The sequence below is a fragment of the Enterococcus sp. AMC1252 genome (genome assembly GCF_058216515.1).
Map to the genome: position 1 here is coordinate 3,411,552 of NZ_CM177097.1, position 23,266 is coordinate 3,434,817.

General features: G+C 31.9%; 17 protein-coding genes and 1 pseudogene. All 18 read right to left on the bottom strand.

Features of this window, described 5'->3' with window-relative positions:
• Positions 1-231: 231 nt before the first annotated feature.
• The 18 genes and pseudogenes from AC4BB5_RS16180 to AC4BB5_RS16265 all read right to left on the bottom strand — a co-directional run bounded on the left by AC4BB5_RS16180 (position 232) and on the right by AC4BB5_RS16265 (position 22,822).
• Positions 232-2,874 carry a hypothetical protein gene (locus tag AC4BB5_RS16180; RefSeq protein WP_490457093.1) on the bottom strand — a complete coding sequence of 881 codons (2,643 nt, stop codon included), beginning with the start codon at positions 2,872-2,874 and terminating at the stop codon, positions 232-234.
• Positions 2,871-3,599 (bottom strand): ABC-three component system middle component 1, encoded by a 729-nt coding sequence (locus tag AC4BB5_RS16185; protein ID WP_490457094.1) that lies wholly within the window; start codon positions 3,597-3,599, stop codon positions 2,871-2,873. Before AC4BB5_RS16185 ends, AC4BB5_RS16180 begins: the two co-directional genes overlap by 4 nt.
• Positions 3,592-4,995: an ABC-three component system protein gene (locus AC4BB5_RS16190; RefSeq protein ID WP_490457095.1), complete on the bottom strand. Its 1,404-nt coding sequence runs from the start codon at positions 4,993-4,995 to the stop codon at positions 3,592-3,594. The genes AC4BB5_RS16185 and AC4BB5_RS16190 overlap by 8 nt, the downstream gene beginning before the upstream one ends.
• 654 nt (positions 4,996-5,649) lie before the next feature.
• Positions 5,650-5,901 carry a hypothetical protein gene (locus AC4BB5_RS16195; protein ID WP_490457096.1) on the bottom strand — a complete coding sequence of 84 codons (252 nt, stop codon included), beginning with the start codon at positions 5,899-5,901 and terminating at the stop codon, positions 5,650-5,652.
• Positions 5,902-6,762: 861 nt separating this feature from the next.
• Entirely contained in the window at positions 6,763-7,008 is a 246-nt protein-coding gene (locus AC4BB5_RS16200) for a hypothetical protein (protein WP_490457097.1), read from the bottom strand.
• Between the two features lie 69 nt (positions 7,009-7,077).
• The gene (locus tag AC4BB5_RS16205; RefSeq protein ID WP_490457098.1) at positions 7,078-7,356 is read right to left on the bottom strand and encodes a hypothetical protein; all 279 of its coding nucleotides are present in this window, start codon (positions 7,354-7,356) and stop codon (positions 7,078-7,080) included.
• A gap of 4 nt (positions 7,357-7,360) precedes the next feature.
• On the bottom strand, positions 7,361-7,684 hold the full coding sequence (locus tag AC4BB5_RS16210) for a hypothetical protein (RefSeq protein WP_490457099.1): 324 nt from the start codon (positions 7,682-7,684) through the stop codon (positions 7,361-7,363).
• 13 nt (positions 7,685-7,697) lie between these two features.
• Entirely contained in the window at positions 7,698-8,984 is a 1,287-nt protein-coding gene (locus AC4BB5_RS16215) for a hypothetical protein (RefSeq protein ID WP_490457100.1), read from the bottom strand.
• Entirely contained in the window at positions 8,977-9,381 is a 405-nt protein-coding gene (locus AC4BB5_RS16220; RefSeq protein WP_490457101.1) for a DUF1310 family protein, read from the bottom strand. Before AC4BB5_RS16220 ends, AC4BB5_RS16215 begins: the two co-directional genes overlap by 8 nt.
• A 443-nt stretch (positions 9,382-9,824) precedes the next feature.
• Positions 9,825-10,715, bottom strand: a complete 891-nt coding sequence (locus tag AC4BB5_RS16225; protein ID WP_490457102.1) for a helix-turn-helix domain-containing protein — start codon at positions 10,713-10,715, stop codon at positions 9,825-9,827.
• 292 nt (positions 10,716-11,007) lie between these two features.
• Positions 11,008-11,460 carry a hypothetical protein gene (locus tag AC4BB5_RS16230; protein ID WP_490457103.1) on the bottom strand — a complete coding sequence of 151 codons (453 nt, stop codon included), beginning with the start codon at positions 11,458-11,460 and terminating at the stop codon, positions 11,008-11,010.
• Positions 11,461-11,920: 460 nt separating this feature from the next.
• Positions 11,921-15,019: an HsdR family type I site-specific deoxyribonuclease gene (locus AC4BB5_RS16235; protein ID WP_490457104.1), complete on the bottom strand. Its 3,099-nt coding sequence runs from the start codon at positions 15,017-15,019 to the stop codon at positions 11,921-11,923.
• A 37-nt stretch (positions 15,020-15,056) separates the two neighbouring features.
• The gene (locus AC4BB5_RS16240; protein WP_490457105.1) at positions 15,057-16,208 is read right to left on the bottom strand and encodes an AAA family ATPase; all 1,152 of its coding nucleotides are present in this window, start codon (positions 16,206-16,208) and stop codon (positions 15,057-15,059) included.
• Position 16,209: 1 nt separating this feature from the next.
• On the bottom strand, positions 16,210-16,812 hold the full coding sequence (locus AC4BB5_RS16245) for a restriction endonuclease subunit S (protein ID WP_490459086.1): 603 nt from the start codon (positions 16,810-16,812) through the stop codon (positions 16,210-16,212).
• A pseudogene (locus AC4BB5_RS16250) lies at positions 16,813-18,342 on the bottom strand (type I restriction-modification system subunit M); the annotation flags it as partial.
• 694 nt (positions 18,343-19,036) lie between these two features.
• Positions 19,037-20,677 carry a recombinase family protein gene (locus AC4BB5_RS16255; protein ID WP_490457106.1) on the bottom strand — a complete coding sequence of 547 codons (1,641 nt, stop codon included), beginning with the start codon at positions 20,675-20,677 and terminating at the stop codon, positions 19,037-19,039.
• Positions 20,661-22,070: a recombinase family protein gene (locus AC4BB5_RS16260; RefSeq protein ID WP_490457107.1), complete on the bottom strand. Its 1,410-nt coding sequence runs from the start codon at positions 22,068-22,070 to the stop codon at positions 20,661-20,663. The genes AC4BB5_RS16255 and AC4BB5_RS16260 overlap by 17 nt, the downstream gene beginning before the upstream one ends.
• Before the next feature lie 212 nt (positions 22,071-22,282).
• Complete coding sequence (locus AC4BB5_RS16265; protein WP_490457108.1) at positions 22,283-22,822, bottom strand: hypothetical protein; 540 nt, start codon at positions 22,820-22,822, stop codon at positions 22,283-22,285.
• Positions 22,823-23,266: the final 444 nt, after the last annotated feature.

Genomic DNA, 23,266 nt, shown 5'->3' on the forward strand with positions numbered 1-23,266 from the left:
ATAACTAAATAGCTGGCATTCCTACCACAAAACAGTCTTCATAGTACAAATTTACTTACGATAATATTCTGCGTATCGGAAGTGAATGATATAAATTAGTAAATCTAAAACACATTCTTAAAAATCATGACTAGACTGTTAGAAACGTACTTAGATGGAAAAGAATAAAAACAGCCCACAGCACAAAGATTGCTGCTGGTGTTCTATTAAATTCAAACAGTGATTTATAATCTATCCAAAAAATTCAGATTGAACATTTATAAGATTTACATCGTCATCTATCATATTTTCAAATTTATATTTCATATAATATGCGCTACTATCATTGTGTGTAGATAAAAGAAGTTGATAATCCTGTAAAAATTCATGTCTCAGCAATTCTATAAAAGAGTGTACGTTTAAAGAGTCCATGTCTTGTATCGGGTCATCAATCACTAAATATTTCAGATTATCTGAAATATTGTATGTTGTGTTTATTGCAAGAGTAAATGCGACGGAAATGACTGCTAGTTGACCAGAGCTTAAATGATGCATTGCATCATGGTCAGAGGAAGGGTCTGTAATAAACCGTATCCTATCAGATTCTTCACTTGTAGAAATAAAGACACCCATACCTTGCTGATAATTCTGCAATACTTTTGACGTGTAAATATAGAAAGGTAGTTTAATAGCATTGACCATTTTTTTCTTATGATCAGCAATTGTGGTTTTATAAATATCTTTTACATCCCTAACTTTATCCAATATGTTGTCTAAGTCCTCTTTGCGTTTCTCAAGTACTTCAACAATGATATTCTTCTTAATCAAGTATTGGCTATTAAGATATTGTTCTTTTTCTAACAATTTTTCATAACTAAAATCTTTAAACTGACTTGAGTCAGAACTAAAATATGTCTCATAACAATTATATTCATCAACTGTCTCTTCGTGATTATATTGAATTTTTTGATATTCTGCATTTAAATCTCCTACAAGATTATTTTGCATATCAGCAACAGTGATTTTTGTCACTACACCCGTTTCTTCGTTATCAACCTCATATTCTTTCAATGCCAATTCAGGAAGATGTTTCTCAATAAAATTCAAATCTGCGTCAAAAGAAACCTGGCTCAATTCGTTTATTTCTTTCATTATGTCAATTCCAACTGGTAAACTCCCTATATATTCTTGCTTTATCTGAGTGATTGTATTTTCTAAATCTTTTAATGTTTTGTTTTCACAATTCTCCCAAATTAGGACTTTTGTTTGATCCAAACGTTCAATAGAATGAGGAATAGTTATATTCAGATTTTTTATTTCTTTAAGTTCGCTAATTAATTGATTATTTATTGTAGTGTGTTCAGTTAGAAATGCTATCACTAATTCATTAAGTTTATCTATAAATAATTCCTTAATTCTATCTTTTAAGTTTGTTAATTTCTGATTTTGAGTACCCGCAAGTTTATTCAGATAAAAACTATAATCTTCATACAGTTCTTCAAGTATTTTATTCTCTTGAGGTATTGTTCCACAATATGGACACTCTTCCTCTTGAAGAACATCCTGGCAGCTCTCGTTTACATGAATATTCATCTCTTTTCGCATATATAATAACTTATTCAAAGATATTGTTGTCTCTTTACTGGATTTAGTAAGGTCCTCATACTCATTCGTTAATTCTTGAAACACAGAAAATTCTTTTGGAAAATGATGTTTGATAGCACCTTGTACCTTCGATAGTACGATATCAAAATCATTTTCTTGAAATATGGTTGACAAATCACTATACTCACTAATCTGTTTGTTTGTTTTTTCGTAAGCCTCAATATTCGAAATAACATTTTGTAAAACAAATCTTTTATACATGTTCTCATTTTCTATAAGTGCCAGTTCATCAAGAGTAGTTTGTAGCTTAGGCTCAAGAAGATACTGTCCCAAAACAATTTTTTTTAATAATTTTTCATTTTTTTTGATTTGATTAATTCGTTTTGCATTTTTCATCTTAGTAAACTCATCTGGTGAGAAATGGTTCAAAAATTCTTTTAATATATTAAGCTCATCATTGTATTTACTTCTATTAATTTCAGTTTCTTCAAGTGAAAATTTGCTAAATGGATTCTCCTTATCGAAATCAAAATTTTCATGAGTGAATAATTTTGAATATGGTCTGCTGACGGCGACATTTTTATTTCTTAATTCGACTATTTTAGCGCCTATACTCTCACTAATTTTAAAAAACCTATGATAAAATTGATTTAATTTTTTATAGTAATTTTCTTGAAAATCTGTTTGAAATAAAAAACCTAAAGCCGCTCTTCTCTCAGTTTCAGATTTTTTTAAAAAGAAAGTAGTTTCTTCTTGTTGTAAATAATTAAATAGATAAAAAATATTTTTGAAATTATATTCATGATCTTCAAGTCCAAAAAACTCTTCTATTTTATCACTCGACAGTTGAGTATTTGCATCTGATGAAGGATCAAAAACATCTTTGTCAAAATCTTGAGCCGGTTCAGTGAAAGTTTGAATCATTTTAAAATCTGCTGGTTTATTCTTTCGGCCTTTTTCATTAGATCTACCAGAATGATTTTTCTTTAAATATTTAACTATGATTAGTTCTTCACCATGAGAGTTTTCTAACCAGAGCTTTACTATTACATCCTTATTTTTTATATTCTGATAAAATGGCTTAATATAGTTTTTCTTGTGATCTGTCACATTTTCTTTAATAAAAGTTCGATGGATTTCTCCTGTTAAGCATAGTTCTATAACATCAAATACAGTCGTTTTTCCGTAACCATTTGGGCCAACTAACAAAGTATTTTTTCCTGAAAAATCAATAATTTTTTTTTCAGCTACTCCCTTAAAATTACTAATAAATACTTTTTTTATTTTCATTCAATTGCCCCTCCAAATATCTTAAAAAAACTATCAACCAATTCATTGGATTCACTCTCACTTATAAATGACTCAGCAAACTTGTCAGTTTTATCTGGTAGTTCTTCTGGGAATTTCCGAGAGAAGATTTCAATACAATTCTGAACCTCTGCTGTATTCTTTATCTTAAGATTTTCTTCTATTTTTTTATCCAAGTCTTCTAGACTTTCTGGTTCTCTCCCTAATGCTAAGAAAGGTAGCTTCACGAAAAGTTGCATAAGTAAATAGTACTCTGTATCCGAAAATAAATCTTTTTCGAATTCTTGAAATCTGACATCATCTGTAATCATTTGAGTTAATTTATCTACAAGATTTGGACCTTTAGGTAGCTTTGCATAACTGTCATTTGTATAGCTTATAACGAATTTTCTGAAGAAAAATTCATCTTCCTCAATTCTTAATATTTGATTTTTATATTCATCAAATTCTTCCTTTCCCCCTTCCAATAAAATTATTAAGGACGTGTTTTTCTTGATTTCAGGGTGTTTTTGTTGCCAAATTTCAAATTTTTTAATGATTAAATCTATTTTTTCAGATTCAAAAAAGTTCAAAAATTCTTCTTTATCAAACTTTGAGATTATGTAACTTTCCGAATTTTTTATTTTTGTTAATGTGTTTTCATTTATTTCAAACATACCATCTTCAAAATTATATTCGGTAAATATTTGATCTAGCATATCAATCATTTTCCACCTCGTTATTAATTTTTTTTATTGCATCTTCCACTTTTATGAAAGACATATTCGAGTTCGTAAATTTGTCATCTTCACTAGCTTTTTTTTTCCACCGATTTGGCTTTTCTTCAACTAATTGATCAATTTTTTCTGAAATTCTAATGCTTCCTATTTGTCCATTTACGATATAATCTCTTTGAAAAATATCTTTTGTTGCAACTTTATTATTCATCATTTTTTTAATAACACTTTCTACCTTTGCGGGTTTTCTATTGACTAGTGAGACTAAATAACCACCGTTGCTACAATAGCCATTGTACGAACAGTCAAATTCCTCCTTATCAACACCAACTAAGCAACTTAAAAATACATCTTTAAAGCTATCATCATTACACAAGGTCAGAAGTTCTTGTTCCTGGTCCTCATCATCAAATTTATCAGGATTTATTTGTCTGAAAAACTTTAAAAGTTTCTCATCATTAAGCTGATAAATTTCATCAATTTTTTGCTTAAAAAACCCAGCCTTTTCATTGAATATTTTGACGCTAGCATCTTCTTCTTCACATTCTTCTTCATACAATTCTTCTAAAAAAATCTCCCATTGTTTAACTAGAAATACTCTAAGAATTCGAATTCTATTTTCTTCGAAATCTGATTGATCCTCAATAATTTTTAAAACTTCCTCAAAAAATAATGTTGGAAATCCACCTTGCTTATGCTTTTCTCTTATTTCCAAATCTAGTTCAGCTAGCAAATAATAATAGACTTTTTTTATCCTTACTAAATCATTGCATAAATTTGGATCTCTAATCATTAAAATTTCTTTAATTTTTTTTGTACAAAATGAATAAATCTCATCTTCAGTATCTCCGTTTGACAAATTACAATACTTTTTCCCATCAGGATACTCGAACAGTTTAATGTTGTTAGGATTCGGAACGTAGACTTGTCTACCATCGAATTCTTTCAATTTCTCTTCATCTAATCCAAATCCTTTAACCTCTTTAATGGTATGTAAATATCTAGACTTATTATCAACAACTGGAATGGTTGATGTTTGATTTCCTTTTTTATCATAAGTATGAATTTGAAATCCTGGTGTTTCTATTGATAGTTCTCCTTCTGAATATTTGTATTTAAGTATGCTAAAAACATCTTTATACTTATTAGGGGTAGTTCCTTTTAGATAGGCTTTAACTTGGTGCCTTGACACTACTTTATCTATTGATCCACGTGTTGAAGGTTTCTTCACATCAATATCCTCTGCAGACTCATATTCAACATACCAACCTTTATAATCTTTATTTTCTTCAAGTAAAGTCAATAAATTCTCTAAAAGTAAAAAAACACCGACTTTCCCTTGATGAAAATACCCACTCCAACTAGCTGTTGCATTTCTAACATCCATACTCTTCTCCTTAGTTTTATTGTGAAGACTTACTAATAAACTCGTAAAGCCTTAATTATGCTCTCTACCTCTTCTCCAGAAGCTATACTTCATCTTCTGTTATTTTTTATGTCTTTTTTACTGCACGTCAGCATCCTAGTTTTGAAACTGTATTTTCAGCATTCTTCTTGTACGAATCGTAGTCATTAGTGTCTTTCTTATAAAGTCTGTTAATTTTATCATCTAGTATCCTCTCAACACCTTATACAAATCCTTAGCAGCCAATGTATACACCAAGTTAAAATTATTTATCATCTTCTTTGCTAAATAATTTTTCATACGCACTTTAATCGGATATATACTCTTCCGTGATTCCATCTTGGAAGACATCCTTGAATAGTATTTTCTCAAACATTTGCACGTTCATTGTACATATCGTAGTTAGTAGTCACTATATTAATTGGACTTTTCCTATTTGAAGAGATCGTTTTTAGATAAATCTTTTTATATACATCTGACAATTCTACGCAGTTCATTCCTTGTATAAATTTTTCTGTAATAAAACTTTTGACAATTTCAATTTTTCCATCAATTTCATTTTATATTTCTTTGATGTGATTTACTTGCTTTAGAAAATTCATAAAATCCATTAGCTCCTCAAGATTTCTATTTACCTTATCTTGAAATATCTACACCTAAAATTTTTAAATCTGGATGCAATTCTATGAAGTAATTAAAAAGACCTGTCATCGTAGAAATCGCAGCTTCTTTTTTATCAATGTAAAAACTGGAGCATCCTGCGCCCATAAGTACTGATAGATTTTCCATTTGCAATGCTTGAGAAATATTCTTTCGTACCTCTTCTACATTTTTTTCTTGTTTTATTGCTCCTTGATAACAAATAACTTTTTCATCATCTTGTACCACAATTCAATCCCTTCATAAAAAATTATATTTATTAATTTAATTATAACACTGACACTCATAATGTTAAATATTTTATATAATTAGTTTGCGTTACGCACCTCCCTAACAGTTCCCTTAGCGATCATGAACCGCTAGGGAATTGTTACGAGGACGATCACATTTGATGCGATTCTTCATTGCTCCTATACTGTGAATCGAAAGGGGGTTGTTAAGACAAAAAGAACCGAATCCTCTGAATGTGATACGGTTTCTCTATAGTGCTTGCTAAGCTGATCAATGATGGATTGGTCAAAATACATCGTCAATTGTAAGTGTTCTTTAGTATCTGGTGTAAAGATAATCTTTTGAATAAAGGTTCAGTATAGCTGCTTTATCTGCTGTTTTTCTTAATTGCTTACCAGTTTATCAATACCAATCACAATGTCAGTCACGTTACCTACCTCTATTTTCTTGCCTTGATAACTCAAAATAGTTAAAATTTCATTTTCTTGCCAGAACGTGTGTAATTCTTACCAACGTTCTTTCAATGAATCCAACAGCTCTGGACTATCTTCTAACAACAATGTCAATTTCTCAATTTTTTTCATGACCTCTTTCTTTTAGTCTCACATAACCCCTAATTCCTGCTTTATTTGTCGATTAATTGCCAACAATACAGTTGAATTTCTTTTGGTACTTTGTCGTTCACTCCTCTCGTGATGTAATGATTTTCTTTGTTATCAAACATTTTATTCCTTCCTTGAAACACAAAAATAGATCAACCACCGATTAAGATGATTGATCTTCATTAATATAATATATAATTATTTTTGAGCTAGATACATCAGTTTACTCAAGATATAAAAACAGAGCCAGCTTTTTTCATTGGTTATTATACTTTTCATAAATAACGTATATAATTGCCATAACTACGGCAAATGGAATAGTTAACATAAGTCCAGCAATCCCCCATATAAAACAAGCCAACGGATAGGCACCTAATCCATTTTCGCTTGAATCTAGATTAGGAAAAATACTAAAAAGAAATAAAAAAATTGCAGGTATGATTATGAGTATAACTATATTAATAGCAAATAATACTTGGCTTACAAGAAAAATTTTTTTCATTTGTTGCCCCTTTATGATTTGTTCTAGAGCACTTGTTGCAGGAGTAATGAAATTTTGGGAAAATACCTATTAAAAAGAATCTAACGTTTGTTTTTGTTCCTCAAATACTTGCGTTACCTTCTTACTAAATTGACCTTTCACTGATTCTTGAAAGGCGCTTCCAGTTGACCCAATCATCGCAGACGCTTCACCCATCCCTTTTTCTCCTTTTGCTTTGACTGATTCTTTATTCGTGTTCATTTGGGTACTTGCACTTTGACCAAGTCCACGTAGCGCTATTTTTTGACTTTCTTTTCGGAACGCTTTCTCTCGTGCTTTTTGTTCCCGCTCTTTTGCTTCTTTTGACACCCCTTTAGCCCTCCTGTTGGATTAATTCTTGACGTTTCTTTCGATAATTATATTCCGCTTCGTCTTGTTGCTGAATCAAGTTTTTTCGTTCTTGGGTTAATTCTTCCAAGTAATTCGCTTCATTGCGTTGTAATTCTCGTTGTATATCCATTAACGAATCCATAGAACGCTCTCTTTTTCCCACTACTTGCCGTACTTGATGCAACAATTCTTGCGTATAATCTTCTCCATTTCGGAGATATTCTTTTACTCTATCTTCTTGCTCCTCCAACTCTATTCTAGTTCTCTGATAATTTTGGAATAATTCTTCTTCTGCATCTATTGTCATTTTTATTTTTCCTCTATGAAACAAGCCCTTTTAATTGGTTCGCTAGTTCTTTGTCTCTTTGAACAAGCTCATTAATTTTACTTCGTATTTCTTGCGCTAATTGTTGGAATTTTTCAGCCATTTTTTTGGCTTTATTTATCTTTTCTTTATACTCATTCACGGGTTCTGTCACAATACTTTGTTCTGTACAACCACCTTCTGCTAAGGCAGATTTGATTTCTCCTTCAGATAAATCAGTCCCAATCAATCGAGCATCCGTTAACGTTTCTGTCCATAATTCTTCTGCGTTTTGTATGCCTGTTTGATACACCATCACAACTGATAACATCGCAGTTTCAAATTCTGAGGAAGCATGACTCACAACCGCTAAGGCTTGACTATCATCTAAATAAATTTGTTCACTAGATGACAACCCACCACCACTCGCCGTGAATGTCTTCTTTAATTGTTCCAAGTTCTTCAACTGATCACGCATAATCAACATATTATGCGCATGTTTTGCTTGTTGGAATTGTTTTAACGATTCTTTCGTTACTTGTAGGTTTCCGTTCTTAAACTGATACCCACCCCACATATGTTGATCAATCATTCCTTTTTTCTTTGAGTCAACAAAAATAAGCATTCCTACATGTCGCAATTTAATATTCCAATCTGTATGTCTATATCCAATAGGAACAATATCTTTTTCATCTACGAAATTAAAGATACGGTCTTTTAACTGAGCTACTCGTTTTCGTTGCTTTTCTGTCATCATACAGTAAGCATTCGGTCCTTGATAAAGAAAAGCACCATTCACTCGGTTTAACTTATCTTGTGAATCCAATGCTCCTAAAGCATATTGAGCATTTGAAGAAGCTTGAGAATGACCATATACATCAAAACGAGCATTTGAATACTTGTCCATCGCATTATTCAGCGTTTCAGCAGAAGATTTCATTTGTTTTGTCGGATCGAATATAGTATTCGGTTTCTTATAACTTTTCTCAATATTATTTAAGATTTGCTTATTGTTATCCCACCAATCCCGCTTCACTTCTCCAGCTTGACTGCCTATTTTCTCTGGACTTGTAGAACCTTGATACAGCACAGTTACGTTATTCACTTCAGACGGTTTTTGTATTTTAGGATTGCCGTCAGTGATAATAAAAGCCTGTTCCCCTGTTTTTTTATCATTTACTACTTTTGATACATAGCCTATTTTTGTATTTCTATCATCAATGTATACAGGTTCACCTTCTTTATAGTCATCATATTCATTTTTAGCAATATCAACTCGTTGCTTATCTGAGTAATTAGTCATTATTCATATTCCCTTTCTCTAACATATCTTCCAAGGGCAGTGACCCTCCACCAGAACTGTTAGTTAATCTCCCATTTTCTTCTTGATCTAAAGTCACTCGAATATACAATTGATTATCATCATTGATAATCAATTTAAGCATTATTCCTCCCATAGGATTATGTTCCACACTATCATAATCTACTTTATAGGATTTAATTATTCCATCTGAAGTTAAAGCTTTTGAATCTGCATTTTTTAATGTTTTTTCATAAACTTGTTTTGCCTGACCACTATTTACCACATTTAACATCTCATCTTTAAATCGCTTGTTATCCATATACACTTTTCCTCCGATACCTAGAATAATAACTAAAACTATTCCTACTACTATTACTATAAATTTTCTTTTAGTCATCCTTTACACCTCATCATTAATAAGTAAACTATAACATACTTGCAAAATGAATACATTCGTTATTTAAATAGCTAGTAGACATAATCCCGATTAACTACAGTAGCGTCTGTAGCCCCCTATTAAATACAAGCTTTTACTTGATAAATTTAGCTGAAAAGCGTCTGTCAGACACTCAGTAAAGTTCCTTGACAAGTTGTGAATCGTTTTTTTGTTTCTAATACTGAAGAACTCCTTCGTTTAGTTTACTCTCTTATTATTTTCCAATAAGTATAGTTTAACAAAATAAAGAGTAAGAATACAGACCATTTGGTAAAAAGTAATTTCTCATGAGAAATAAAACAGCGTATGACTATAAAACTAACATTATTTACAATTTGAGTGAAAAGACTATAAATAATGTGGTATGCTAATAATGGTTGATGGTTTTTTTATCCGAATATAGGTTACATATCCGCTTGAATAAAGATCGGAACATCTTTGCTTTCTGAAAGTATCGAGCGAACTTCTCGCTCAATACTTTTCGCAAAATTTTGCTCTCCAAGCTTCGTTAATAAGTGGATATAGTCGTAAATATTTTCTTTATAACAATCGTCACCAGTAATTAAATAGCTTGTTAAATTATCCAAGTACTGAATAACTAATTTGTAATCAAACGTAAGATTGCCTTCTTTTGTAGCGGCTAATCTTAAATAATAACGACTTGCCTCATATTCTTTTTTGCGTAGTAAAGTTGTGATTAAATTGTTTATCATGTTTTTAATAAATTCTGTTGTCTCCACATTTCTGACTTCAATATCTTTAACAGGCAACGCTTTTTTAGCTAGGTGATTGATTTGCTTATTGTTAAATAGAAATATTGTATTGGATAATACAGCGTAATCATACTGAAAAAAATACTCTTTTTCCATTAGAAGTTCATAGATTTGATTTAACTCTTCTTGGCTTACAGGAGAAATTTCTTTCCAAAAATTGGAGAACAGTGTTTTTATCCCGATAAAATTTGCCATTTCCCTAAGATGCATGTCCTTAGAAAATGTTAATTGGTTGTAGTAGTTAAGTAACTTCTTTTTATTGGATTCATCTATAGGATTATTAGCACATTGTCTAAACAATTTACGAAACTTTTTTTGTTCCATACTGTCTTCTAAATATTCTGAAAATTCTTCTAGTGGAACAGAGAAGCGTTCTAAAATATCTCTTAGTTCAGAAAATCTTAACACTTTTTTTCCTGTCTCAATTTTGGAATAGACGGAAGTATCCGTATAGGTAAGAATATCTTTTTGCTTTAAATTTCTATTTTTTCTAAAAAAATAAAGTGCTTCTTCTACATTCATTCTAGTTTCACTTCCTTTTGTCTAAGTATAGCACATTATTACATATAAAATGTTTGAAATATACTATTATTGAAAGGAGGGATTGCCATGATTACAGTTGCTACTGCGGTTGCTATTTCAGTTTTTATTTGGGTTAATGTTTAATTTGATTACACCACAATTATCTGAGATAGCTGTTTAGTTATTTCATAAGTCGACCCTTGTATCTTTTTTGATACAAGGGTTATTTTAATATTAGCTGATTCTATTTTTAACTTTATTAAAAAATATAGTCATCCATATTTACCAAATTTCAAAAAAATGAAACAGGTAACGAAGAGATTGGCAGATTCATATATTTTCTCTCTTCCCCATCCAATCCTCTATACCAATACAGGTCCGTAAGTAGTATTTCAGAAAAAAGCTCTATAATCTCTAATTCAATTTCACCTATACTGTAAATTAGTTTGATCTTTTTTTCTTCCTTAATTTTTAAAGCTAAGAAGGTTTTACCATTAAGAACAGAGAAATCATCAGTGCTTTGAAGTTCATTCTCCCAGTCATGCCAATTCAAAATATTTCTAACAGTTATAACTAATTTTTGTTCACCGTTAGATACAAAGATACCCTTCTCATCATTATTTTCTAAAAAGCAATATACTCCATCAAACTTAAGTATGAGTACATGATTTTGAAATAAAGCATCTGTAATAGTCATATCGTGAAACGAAATATATTCCATCGTCTTGTATATCCGTTTATCCATTAGTCATCCTTTCCTAAAAATATCCCTACTTATGATACGGTTCTGCGTATCACATGTAAATGATATTCTTAGAAGCCTATAACAATCAACATTTCTTCTCACAACTCCCAACGCACAAAAGGTCATATTTTTACAACTCGAATGTATGTGTTAGTTTATCAAAAGTTTTTATTTGTAAATAAAATATAATTTCATCGTTTCAATCCGAATAATCAAAACTACTATATGTGTGTCTTCATGATACAGATTTTTTAAGTTTGTTATTTAAAATTAATTAACAATACAAGACTCATTTTTATTATTTTTTATAAGACTGGTTTGCAAACGTAATAATCAATATATTCTTAACAAGAAAAATGTGATGATCTAGACTGAATAAGTCTAGATCATCACTACTGCAATTTTGTTCCGATACAATGAAACTAAAATATTCTGGTGTTTAACCTTTATTTTAGTTTTATTAAATCTTTCCACCTACTCCTTTGAACTTATCTACAAATACTGAGATTTTCTGAAAAACGCTCTGCTTTTTTGTTAAATACTGAGGATTAAGAGGACTCATTTTAGGAAGAGCTTCATTAAGTTCCGTTCCATTTTCACTGGCATATTCTCTTTTTAATGACGCTAAAATATATCTTTTTGCAGCTTCTTCATTAAGACTTTCAGTATTAATCAATTCTTCTGCTTCACGTTTTTGCTCAGTTTGAGCAAATGAGAAAAAGGCATCAATAATACTTGCTTTATCTTGAATACTATCTAAATCAGCTTGATTGATAAAATCAACTACCAAGTTTTCTTTTGCACGGTTTCCTACACTAGAGCGAATTAAGCGGCGAACTTCTTCAACCAAGAATTCTTTATCTTTTACCTTTTTATTATGCTCAAAAATAAGTTCAAGAATGTAATCCAAATTGATCTCTTGGGATTTTAAAAGATCTACCTCAAAGACAACATCATCCCAATCAATAGAGGCATCTCCTTTTTCTTTTCCAGTTTTTTCACGACGAAGCCAATCACGAATATCATTATATGAAGAACGATAATCTTGAACAGCTCTTTCTTCTAACACTTGAGTCTTTTCCATAACAGATATATCTTCATCCGTTACATAGTGAGTAGACTTAAAATTTTCTAAAGCTTTAGGGTCGGTCAGATCTACTGTTTGTAAAGCTTTTAAACCTGAAAATTCATCATAGTTCTGTAGGATATTTTCAATACGCAAATATTCTCCAAAAAGTTTAGCAAATTCTTTCTTATCCCTTTCAGTAACAATCTCATCAACATTAGGATAACGTTCCTTTAATTCTTTTACCACATCTTCATATCCACGACGGGCTTCACCTGTTGCCAAGTCAGTGAATCCTTCCATATAATCCTTGTAACTTTTCTCCAACACAACGTTTTTAGTATTTTTATCTCCAAAAAGAGTAATAGCGTCAATGGTTGCTTGCTCTAAATCTCTAAAAGTAACAATATTTCCAAAAGTTTTGGTTGAATCATAAATACGATTTGTTCTCGAAAAAGCTTGCATTAAACCATGATACCTAAGATTTTTATCAACAAATAAAGTATTTAATGTAGGTGCATCAAAACCAGTTAAAAACATTCCAACAACAATCAACAAATCAATCTCTTTGCCTTTTACTCGTTTAGCAAGGTCTCGATAATAATTTTGAAATTCCTTACTTTCTACGCCATAATTGGTTTTAAACAGGACATTATAGTCTTTAATGGCTAAACTTAAAAACTCTTTTGCACTACTATCCATTGCCGAAGGTTCAAACGTTTCGTCAAGAATTTCTCCTATAGCATTTTGCTCTTCATTAGCAGCATAGGAAAAGATTGTGGCAATCTTAAGAGGATTATTATTTCCCTGTTGTAAGTTATTTAATGATTCATAGTAGAGTTTGGCTGCATCGACACTGCTTACAGCAAACATGGCATTAAATCCTTTTTCCCCCGCATTTAAACGATGGGTTTTTACTTTAAAATTATTAAGAATATATTGTGAAATTTCTTTAATTCGTTCAGGATGCATTAAAGCCTCTCTATTTTCTGCTGCCGATAGCTTTTTTTCGTCCTGTTCTTTTTCAATCATTTTGAATTTGGGACGTACATCATTATAATCTACTTTGAACTTTAAGACTTTCTCATCTCTAATCGCATCAGTAATTACATAGGAATGTAACTCTCGACCGAAAACAGAAGCAGTCGTTTCAGAACCTAACGCATTTTCCGGGAAAATAGGCGTACCTGTAAATCCGAATTGATAGAACTTCTTAAACTTTTTATTAATATTTTTTTGTGCTTCACCAAATTGTGAACGATGAGCTTCATCAAAAATAAATACCACTTGTTTATTGTATATAGGTAGCTCTGTTTCGCTTTTAATTAGGTTATTCAGTTTTTGAATCGTAGTCACAATAATTTTATTATCGTCTTTTTCAATGTTGCGCTTTAATCCTGCGGTACTTTCTGACCCATTAACACTATCAGGAGAAAAACGCTGATACTCTTTCATTGTCTGAAAATCTAGGTCTTTCCGATCTACAACAAAAAAAACTTTATCTATAAAATCAAGTTCAGTAGCCAAACGTGCTGCTTTGAAACTCGTAAGCGTTTTTCCCGAACCCGTTGTATGCCATATATATCCGCCACTTTCAATGGTTCTCCAATTTTTAGCTAGGTAAGAACTTTCAATTTTCCATAATATTCTTTCCGTGGCAGCAATTTGATAAGGACGCATAATCAGCAAATTATCGCTCACATCAAAAACTGAGTATCTCAGTAGTATATTCAATAAAGTATTTTTCTGAAAAAAGGTAGCAGTGAAATCTTTTAAATCTTTAATAAGAGTGTTATCCGATTTTGCCCAATTCATAGTAAAATCAAAACTGTTCTTTTCTCGTTTAGTCGTATTAGTAAAATAGCGACTATCTGTCCCATTAGAAATTACAAAAATCTGTAAATATTTAAACAAAGAGTTTTCTGAATTAAAGCTTTCTTTACTATATCGATGAACCTGATTAAAAGCTTCACGAATGGCAACACCACGCTTTTTTATCTCTATTTGTACTAAGGGTAAGCCATTGACTAATATAGTAACATCATACCTATTGACTTGCGTTCCTTTTTGTTCAAATTGAGAAATTACCTGTACGTTATTATTTGTAATATTCTTTTTATCTACTAGATAAATATTTTGAATATGACCATCATCAAAAACAAAGTCATAAATATAATCGTTATGAATTCTACGAGTATTATCAATGTGGTTATCGCCAGGTTTATCTAAATACTGCTCACAAAATCTAATCCATTCAACGTCTGAAAATTGCACATCATTGAGATTTTGTAATTGCACTCTGACATTAGCAAGCATTTTTTCAGTATTGGTCAAGCTTGATAGATACTCATAACCTTGATTTACTAAATCTTGGATCAGTTCTCGTTCTAAATCAGCTTCCGTTTGATAATCAGTCCCTTGTTGATTTATCTTGGTATATTTATCCAAAACTATATAGTTATTTGATTCTGTAATTGATTCGTAGTCGCTCATTAATTCCCCTCCTTGATATAAAATCTCTTCCTTTATTTCATTTGAATTGATGATTTCTCTTAATTTCTTCCATTAAATGACCTAAGACTCGTTTATCATCATCAGATAATTCAGCTACTTCCTCTCCTGAATGTTTTGAATGACTTGAAATATTAATAATTCTTGCCTCATAAGGATTAGTTCCGCCTGTTGTCTTTGGCAATAATTCTCCCCACTTGTCATAACCTAAAAATGTAGATGTTTTCTCCAAAATATTTCTAAAGAAATTAAAATGATATTTTTTTAACTGACCTAGTTCAATAGCATTTTCAATTTCGTTTTTTAAAAAAAGATGATAAGAAAAAGGAGAATCGTTTCCTTGTAGAAACAAATCATATTCTGCATTTTTATCTTTTTTTAGAAAATATTTTTTACAACTGTTCTGCTTAAGCTCATTATGTAGAACATTATAGAATAAAGGATTGTGTGCAGTTATAATAAATTTAAGATTTGATTCACTAGATTTTATTAATTGTGCCAAATCTACTGCTAACTCAATTAAGTGGTTTTCATCTAATGAACTTACTGGGTCATCTATAAATACATATTCTAACTGATCAAATTGATCAGTTTCCCTATCAGCTAGTTCAGCCACATTTAATATATCAATAACTTGTTTCAGTAGAGAATAAAAAACACACCATATAAAGTTACTCTCTTCTCCTTTTGAAATTTTAATCTTATCTGAATGCTCATCATTACCACGTTCATATGAGAAAGTTATTTCTGTGAAAGAACCCACTATTACCTTATTCCCATCTTTATCCTCAATATCATATTCCTCATTAAAATGTGGTGTTAATTTTTCATCAGTATAATATTGAAAATTCGAAATAATATTTCTATCTTGTCCTTGATCTACAAAAATCCATTTTGTAAATGAGTTGGACTGGATTTTCAGTTTAGGTTCGAGATCATTTTCTAAATCATTATCCCAATAAAATAAATCTTCAGTAAAAGCATTATAATAAAGTATTTTTTTAGTAACTATTTCCTCTATACGCACTTCACTATCTACTTCCTGTGTCACTAAAAATTTGAATTCTCGTGAAAGTCTAGTTTTACCCGTCCCATTAAAAGCATAAATCAATTGAACTTTTTTATCAGTATCTTTTAACTGTCGCGCAATTTCGTTTAAACTCTTCCCCATACTATTCTTTTACCTCACTTTTCGAAAATGAAAATAGCAAATTACGGTAATACCCATACTGCTTTTCTCTTGATATAAGCTCTGCTTTAAGTTCTGCTTTAAGTCCTGCTTTCTGCTCTGATAAGGTGTCCAAAATAAAGACTATTTCTTCTTGTATTTCTATAGAGGGTATGGGAATTAATTTATTTGAAAAATTGCTAATCCATTGACGTTTATGATTTCCTTTAGCTAAATCATTAGGCACAGTATTTAACCAATAATAGACATATTTTAATAGAGTTTCTGATTCATTTTTTGATGTAATCATCTTCATAGCTGATGATTTTACTTTAAAATCAAAATCTACCCATTTATTTGCTGTTGTAAAGTCATCAAAAATAATTACTGGATTTTTTGATGCTTCGTAGAGTCCATCTATTTCATCGGTATATCCAAGAATAAACGTTTTTCCCGCTGTTAAAACTGGTGTTTCAAAGTCATCACTATAGCCTTTGGATTTTACTAAGTATTTTGATGGTTGTTCATAATCTACAACTTCCTCAAGTAACTTCCACTTAACTCCAACCCCATCTAGCAGTTTTTCCATATAATTTGTGTTAATCATGACAATTTTATCAATTTCAGTACGAAGTTTATCTGCCTTGGCTACAGTCTTTCTTATTTCTTCATTCAGCTTATTTATATCAATGAATTCTCTTGAATCCTTTTCTTCTACATAAGAGTTCACAGATAGATTGTATTTATTTTGAACAATTACATCATAATGAACATTTTTTGCAACATAATCAACGTCTTCTTTATTATCAAATATTTTTATTATGCGCTCAATGTGTTCATCTGTAAGTATGTTATTATTCGTTGCTTTTTTATAGAAATCTACTCCACTTGCATCAATAAATTGAGTCTTATTATCGGTTTTATGCTTAGAAAGAACTAAAATATTAACCGCTATTGAAGTCCCATAAAAAAGGTTAGGTGCTAAGGAGATAATCGTTTCAACAAAGTTGTTATCAATTAGATACTTTCTTATTTTTTGCTCTGCACCGCCACGATAAAAAATACCTGGAAAACAGACGATAGCTGCACGCCCTTTACTTGAAAGGTAATTTAGAGTATGAAGTACAAAAGCAAAATCAGCCTTGGACTTTGGAGCTAATACGCCTGCTGGAGCAAATCTTTCATCATTAATAAGTGTTGGGTCATCATTACCAATCCAATTTACAGAATATGGTGGATTAGACACAATTGCATCAAAAGGTTTTTCCTCAGTAAAGTGAGGATCTAAGAGCGTATTCCCTAAAGCAATATTAAATTTATCGTAGTTTATGTTGTGCAAGAACATATTCATACGAGCAAGATTATAAGTTGTATGGTTAATCTCCTGTCCATAGAACCCGTCTTCGATAACATGAGAATCAAACTGTTTCCTTGCTTGTAATAAAAGTGAACCCGAGCCCGCTGCAGGATCATAAATCTTATTAATGGTTGTTTGCTTGTGTATTGCTAATTGAGCTAGAAGTTTTGATACATTCTGAGGTGTGAAGTACTCTCCTCCAGATTTTCCTGCATTGGCAGCATAATTAGAAATTAAGAACTCATAGGCGTCACCAAAAAGGTCAATATGATTATCTTCAAATTTACCAAAGTTAAGCCCTGCTACACCTTTAATAACAGCAGCTAAATGACTGTTTTTCTCCTTTACAGTGTTTCCTAACCTATTACTTGTGGTGTCGAAATCAGCAAATAATCCTTTAATATCTAGTTCAGACGGATATCCAATTGCTGAACTTTCAATAGCAGAAAATATAGTAGCTAAATCTGTATTCAGACTTTCGTTTGTGTTAGCATTTTCCGCAATATTAGTAAATAGCTGACTCGGATATATGAAATAGCCTTTTGTTTTTATAGCATCCTCTTTGATTTCTCTAGTTATAATATCATCAGGAATATCTGCATATAAGACACTTTCATCTCCCGCCTCAATATAGTTAGAAAAATTCTCACTAATAAAACGATAAAATAGCGTCCCTAAAACATATTGTTTAAAATCCCATCCATCCACAGAACCACGGACATCATTGGCGATTTTCCAGATTTGAGATTGTAACGCAGCACGTTGAGCTGTACTTGACATTTGTATTCCTCCAATTTTTATATATTGATTATAAGCAATTCTAGATAGGTTTGCAGATTTTCAATTATCTTTAAATCAACAGTACAATATTCTTATTTTTCTATCCTAGTATCCAGTTTAAAGCCATCTGTAATAATCCCTGTAGCTGTTTTTTTATTATACCTTTTCAAGATAGTACTATATCTCTATATTATACAATATTTCATCCTGATAAAGCCAATCGATTAGAGATTTTTAGCAGCTATTTTGATATTTTCCACGTTTCGTGCACTCAATTAGATTAGACTTAGATAAGAAGTCCCGAGAATTCTCATTTCATAAAGTCTTATTTTTCCCTTAAATGTTATAAAATAGACTATTTTCAGTTTATAGAGTGTCGTTTTATTATCCAAAAATCATCATACAATTATTATCCATCCGTAATAAATTTGTATCCACTTATCTTATTTCAACCGTAAAAAAGATATAATATTATCAGTAATTCAATTATTAAAATAGTAAAAGAATATTTTACTTGTTTATCTTCGTATACATTATTCATGAATAAAAAATAGAATCAAAAAATCTTAAAATTTCATTTTAAAAGAAATTGTTAAATAAAGTTACGCACCTCCCTAACAGTTCCCCTAGCGATCATTAATCGCTAGGGAATTGTTACGTGGTCGATCACATTTGATGCGATTCATCATTGCTCCTATACAGTGAATCGGAACGGTGTTGTTAAGACAAAAAGAACCGTATCCTCTGAATGGGATACGGTTTCTCTATAGTGCTTGTTAAGTTGATCAATGATGGATTGGTCAAAATACATCGTCAATTGTAAGTGGTCTTTAGTATCTGGCGTAAAGGTAATCTTTTGAATAAACGTTCTGTATAGCTGTTTTATCTGTTGCTTTTCTTGATTGCTTACTAGTTTATCAATGCCAATCACAATGTCAGTCACGTTGCCTACCTCTATTTTCTTGCCTTGATAACTTAAAATGGTTAAGAGTTCATTTTCTCGAATCTGTTTTTCTCGTCGTAATGTATGCTTTTCTTCTAAACGTTCTTTTAATGAGTCTAACAATTCTGGGTCTTCTTCTGACAATAACGTCAATTTCTCAATTTGGGCAGTTATTTCTTGTTTTTCGGTCTGTATAACCTTTAGCTCTTGCGACAATGGGGGGCGCTGCTCCTCCATTTCCTGATTAAGTGCTTGAATGACTTCTTTTATGATTTGTGGATGTTGAACGATTTCCTTCAGCCTTGCAGCCACAAACTGTTCCGCTTGGTCTGCTCGGATTGAGTTCGCATGACATACACTTGCTCCTTTATTTCGAAATTGAGAACAGGAATAATACCGAATACGTTTTTTGGTCCCATCCTTTAGTGTATTAGTCACATTACTTGCTGCCATTGGTGCTCCACATTCTGGACATCGAAGCAATCCTGTCAATACATTTTCACCTGCATGATTCCAATTGGGGTGTCTGCTCTCCAAGTCTAAACGCTCCTGAACCGCCTGATAGGTATGTTCATCAATAATTGGTTCATGGTCTCCTTTTACAATAATCGGGTGGAGATTTTTCCCCTTTCTTCGTTTCGTATCCCAATCAACGTAACGGGCATATTCTAAGTACCCAGCATAGATTTTATTATGCAAAATATCTTTAATGGCAGTGGTTGAAAAAGAATTGCCTTTCACTGTTTGATAGCCTCTTTTATTTAATTCATTCGCAATTGAACGATACCCTTGCCCACTCAAGTATTTTGAATAAATCAACTGAACTAGTTCCGCTTCTTTGGGTTCAATGAGTAATTGTTTTTTTCCATCATTATCAACACCACTAACATAACCAAGCCTTCGTCCCCCTGCATAGCGCTTTTGATCTCGTACCAATGAGGTCATGGCCATTTGAACATTTTCTGAAATTTGATTTCGTTCAAATTCACTAAAGCTGCCAAGAAGCTGCAACATCAACTTCCCACTAGAGGTCGTTACGTCAAATTGTTCTGAGATAGAGTACAAACCGGCATTGTGTTCTAAAAGCACGTCTACTGTTTTTAAAATATCCAACATATTTCGTCCAAGTCGGCTTAGTTTCCAAATGACTAACAGATCAAATTTTTCTGCTTGTACATCCGCCATCATTCGTTGATACGCCAAACGGTTCTTTGTGCTTTTACCACTTTCCCCTTCATCCGCATAAACCTCTGTTACCTCATAGCCTATTCGTTTAGCATAATCCCGTCCATTTTGTTCCTGTGCTTGAATACTATACCCCTCTTGCGCTTGTTCGGTCGTACTGACACGCAAATACAAGGCCAGACGGTTTTTCTTAATTGGTTTTTCCATTCTGATTTCTTCCTTCCCACTGTAAAATATTTTGATTGATATTTTTTAAGTAAATTTCAGTGATGTCTCTCTTCTTTGTTAGTCGAATTTCTTTCAGTTGAGCCCATAACACGTCTTTTATTGGCTGTTGAGTTAGCTGTAATAAAGCAGTTAGCTTCTGTTGGCAAACAGCTTTTGATAGCTTTGGATGTGGATTTCGTGCGTTATTCTTATTCAATTGTTCTAGTTGCTTTTTAAACTCATTGGTAGATAGTTGATCTTTCTCAAAAGCTTCGAATAAGTTCGTTCGCTGTTGGTCAATTTTTTTCTTGTATTGTTGGTTGTTGCGTTGAATGCTCATTAACTCTTCTTGAACCGCTGTTGTTAGCCCATCTAACAATTCTTTCTTGCTTAAAAACACTTTTATATGCTTCATGACTTGAGATTCTATCTTAGACGCAGAAACAGTTACTCCTTCACATTGCCGATTCGCACAATGATAATAATGGTGTTCTTTACCTGTTTGTTTATGGCTTATCCTTTTTGGACTAAGAAACCAACCACAATATGGACAACTAATTTTCTGTCGTAAAGGATACACTCGTCCATTCTTTTTCTTACAATGTCGTTGTTCCCGTATTTCTTGTACTTTATGAAACAATGATTCAGAAATAATCGGTTGGAAATTTCCATAGTAACCACCTAAGTTTCCTCCTTTGATCCACCCATAATAAAGAGAATTCCCTAAAATAACAGGAATACGATGGATAGCTAACGGCTTCCCTTTATACAGATAGCCTTCTTTGCTTAACTGTTTCACAAGACTCTTGTAACCATATTTTTCAGTCACGTATAACTCAAATATCCTTTTTATGATTGGCGCTGTCTCTGGATTTTTACTGACGTTTCCATTTTCTAATACGTAACCTATTGGAACAGACGAACCTAAATATTGCTTCTTTGTTTTTTTATAAGCTAATGTTGCATTTACATTCTCAATGGTCACGTTCCGCTGCATTTCCCCTAAAATCCCTAAGATTTGTACAAACATTTTTTGTGTGGCAATACTCGTTCCTACGCCATTTGGCAAAGGTTCTGTCACTGAATGAACTTGAACATGATGATGCTCACAAAATTCAAGAAACTCCAAAAGATTTTTTGTATTTCTTGCGATTCGATCATACCGCCAAACATAAAGAATTCCTACTGAATTATTTTGTACAATCGTTTCTTTTAATCGCTGAAAATCCGGTCTGTTTTCTGTCCCACCTGAAAATCCTTTATCGACGTAGACAAAGGGCATACTATCTTCCTGTTTAGATGCATACGTTTCAATTTTTGTTAATTGCGCATCAACGCTTACTTTCCTTCCATCATCTACAGAAGTCCGAGCATACGAATAAACGTTCACCATAATCACTCCTTAATGAGAAAGCATACCGTATTTTGCAGGTATGCTTTCTCATAGTTAAAAAATCATTGATTGTTATCTTTTTCATCAATTTCCGGATCATGATGGTATATATAAGGTAATAAAGAACAAGCTAATTGTTTCGAAAAAATGGTCAGATTATCATTCATGGTTCTTGCCTCCTTATTTTTATTCTGATTTAAGGGTCAGCTTTTTTAACTGTACCACTTACAAAATTCCAGTTCTTCTACGAAAAATACTTGTTTATGCGATATGCTGTCGTAAACTGATCGAGCATTAATTAACGTTTGTTTATGCAGTAAAACTTTCTTTAGCTGGTTAAACAAGGGTCTTAGCTTTTTATCTTCAAAGTAGTCAAAGCCATTTTCTGAAGAGCTCGCATTTTGTTGCCACGTTTGGTATATCTTCTCAGGTAACAATTCCCCTAATCGATTCAGCGCAGGAATATTCGATACATTCAATGCCTCTATAAAGCTCCAAAATGCTCCTTCTTCTTTGTGCTGGACTTCAATCACATGATCAATCTGATAATCACCTGGGGCACCTGAAGGGTCTGTTACTTCTAATGTAAGAATGATCAGGGACACGATTTGACCAATTCTATTTCTACCTTTAACAAACTCTACATTTGTAATTTCACTGTAATGTGCAAAATGATTGAGTCCACTAGTTCCTTGTATATCAATAAATGTATCTCGATTATAAAACACTTCTTCTTTATTTCTATTGTTCATCTAAAATTCCTTCTTTCTCTTCGTTTAATTGTTATTTTTATTCTATGCTGATTTGTGAAGTCGGACAGAATTTGACCCTTATTTTTAAATCTGATTTCTTTTCGAAACCGTTTGTATTTCTTACATTTCGTTTGATGCATCAGGCGAAATAACTTGCCATTGCTTATTTTTTAGACTACCACGAATATAATGTGGGGCATGAATTGTTCTTAGTTTCTCTCGCTTCTTTAGTAGTTGCAACATACCACCAATACTTGCTTCTTTTGTGCCGAACAGATGAGCATTTTTATATAGATCTCTTGTAGTAAAAATTTGCGTGCCATAATTCCATACACAAAAATTGTATAGTTGTTGCGTTTTTTATAGTTTTTTCATTGGTCAGTTATCTCCTTTTCTTAGGCTGGAGCTTACTAGTAAAACGAGTAGCTCCAGATTCTTTTTTAT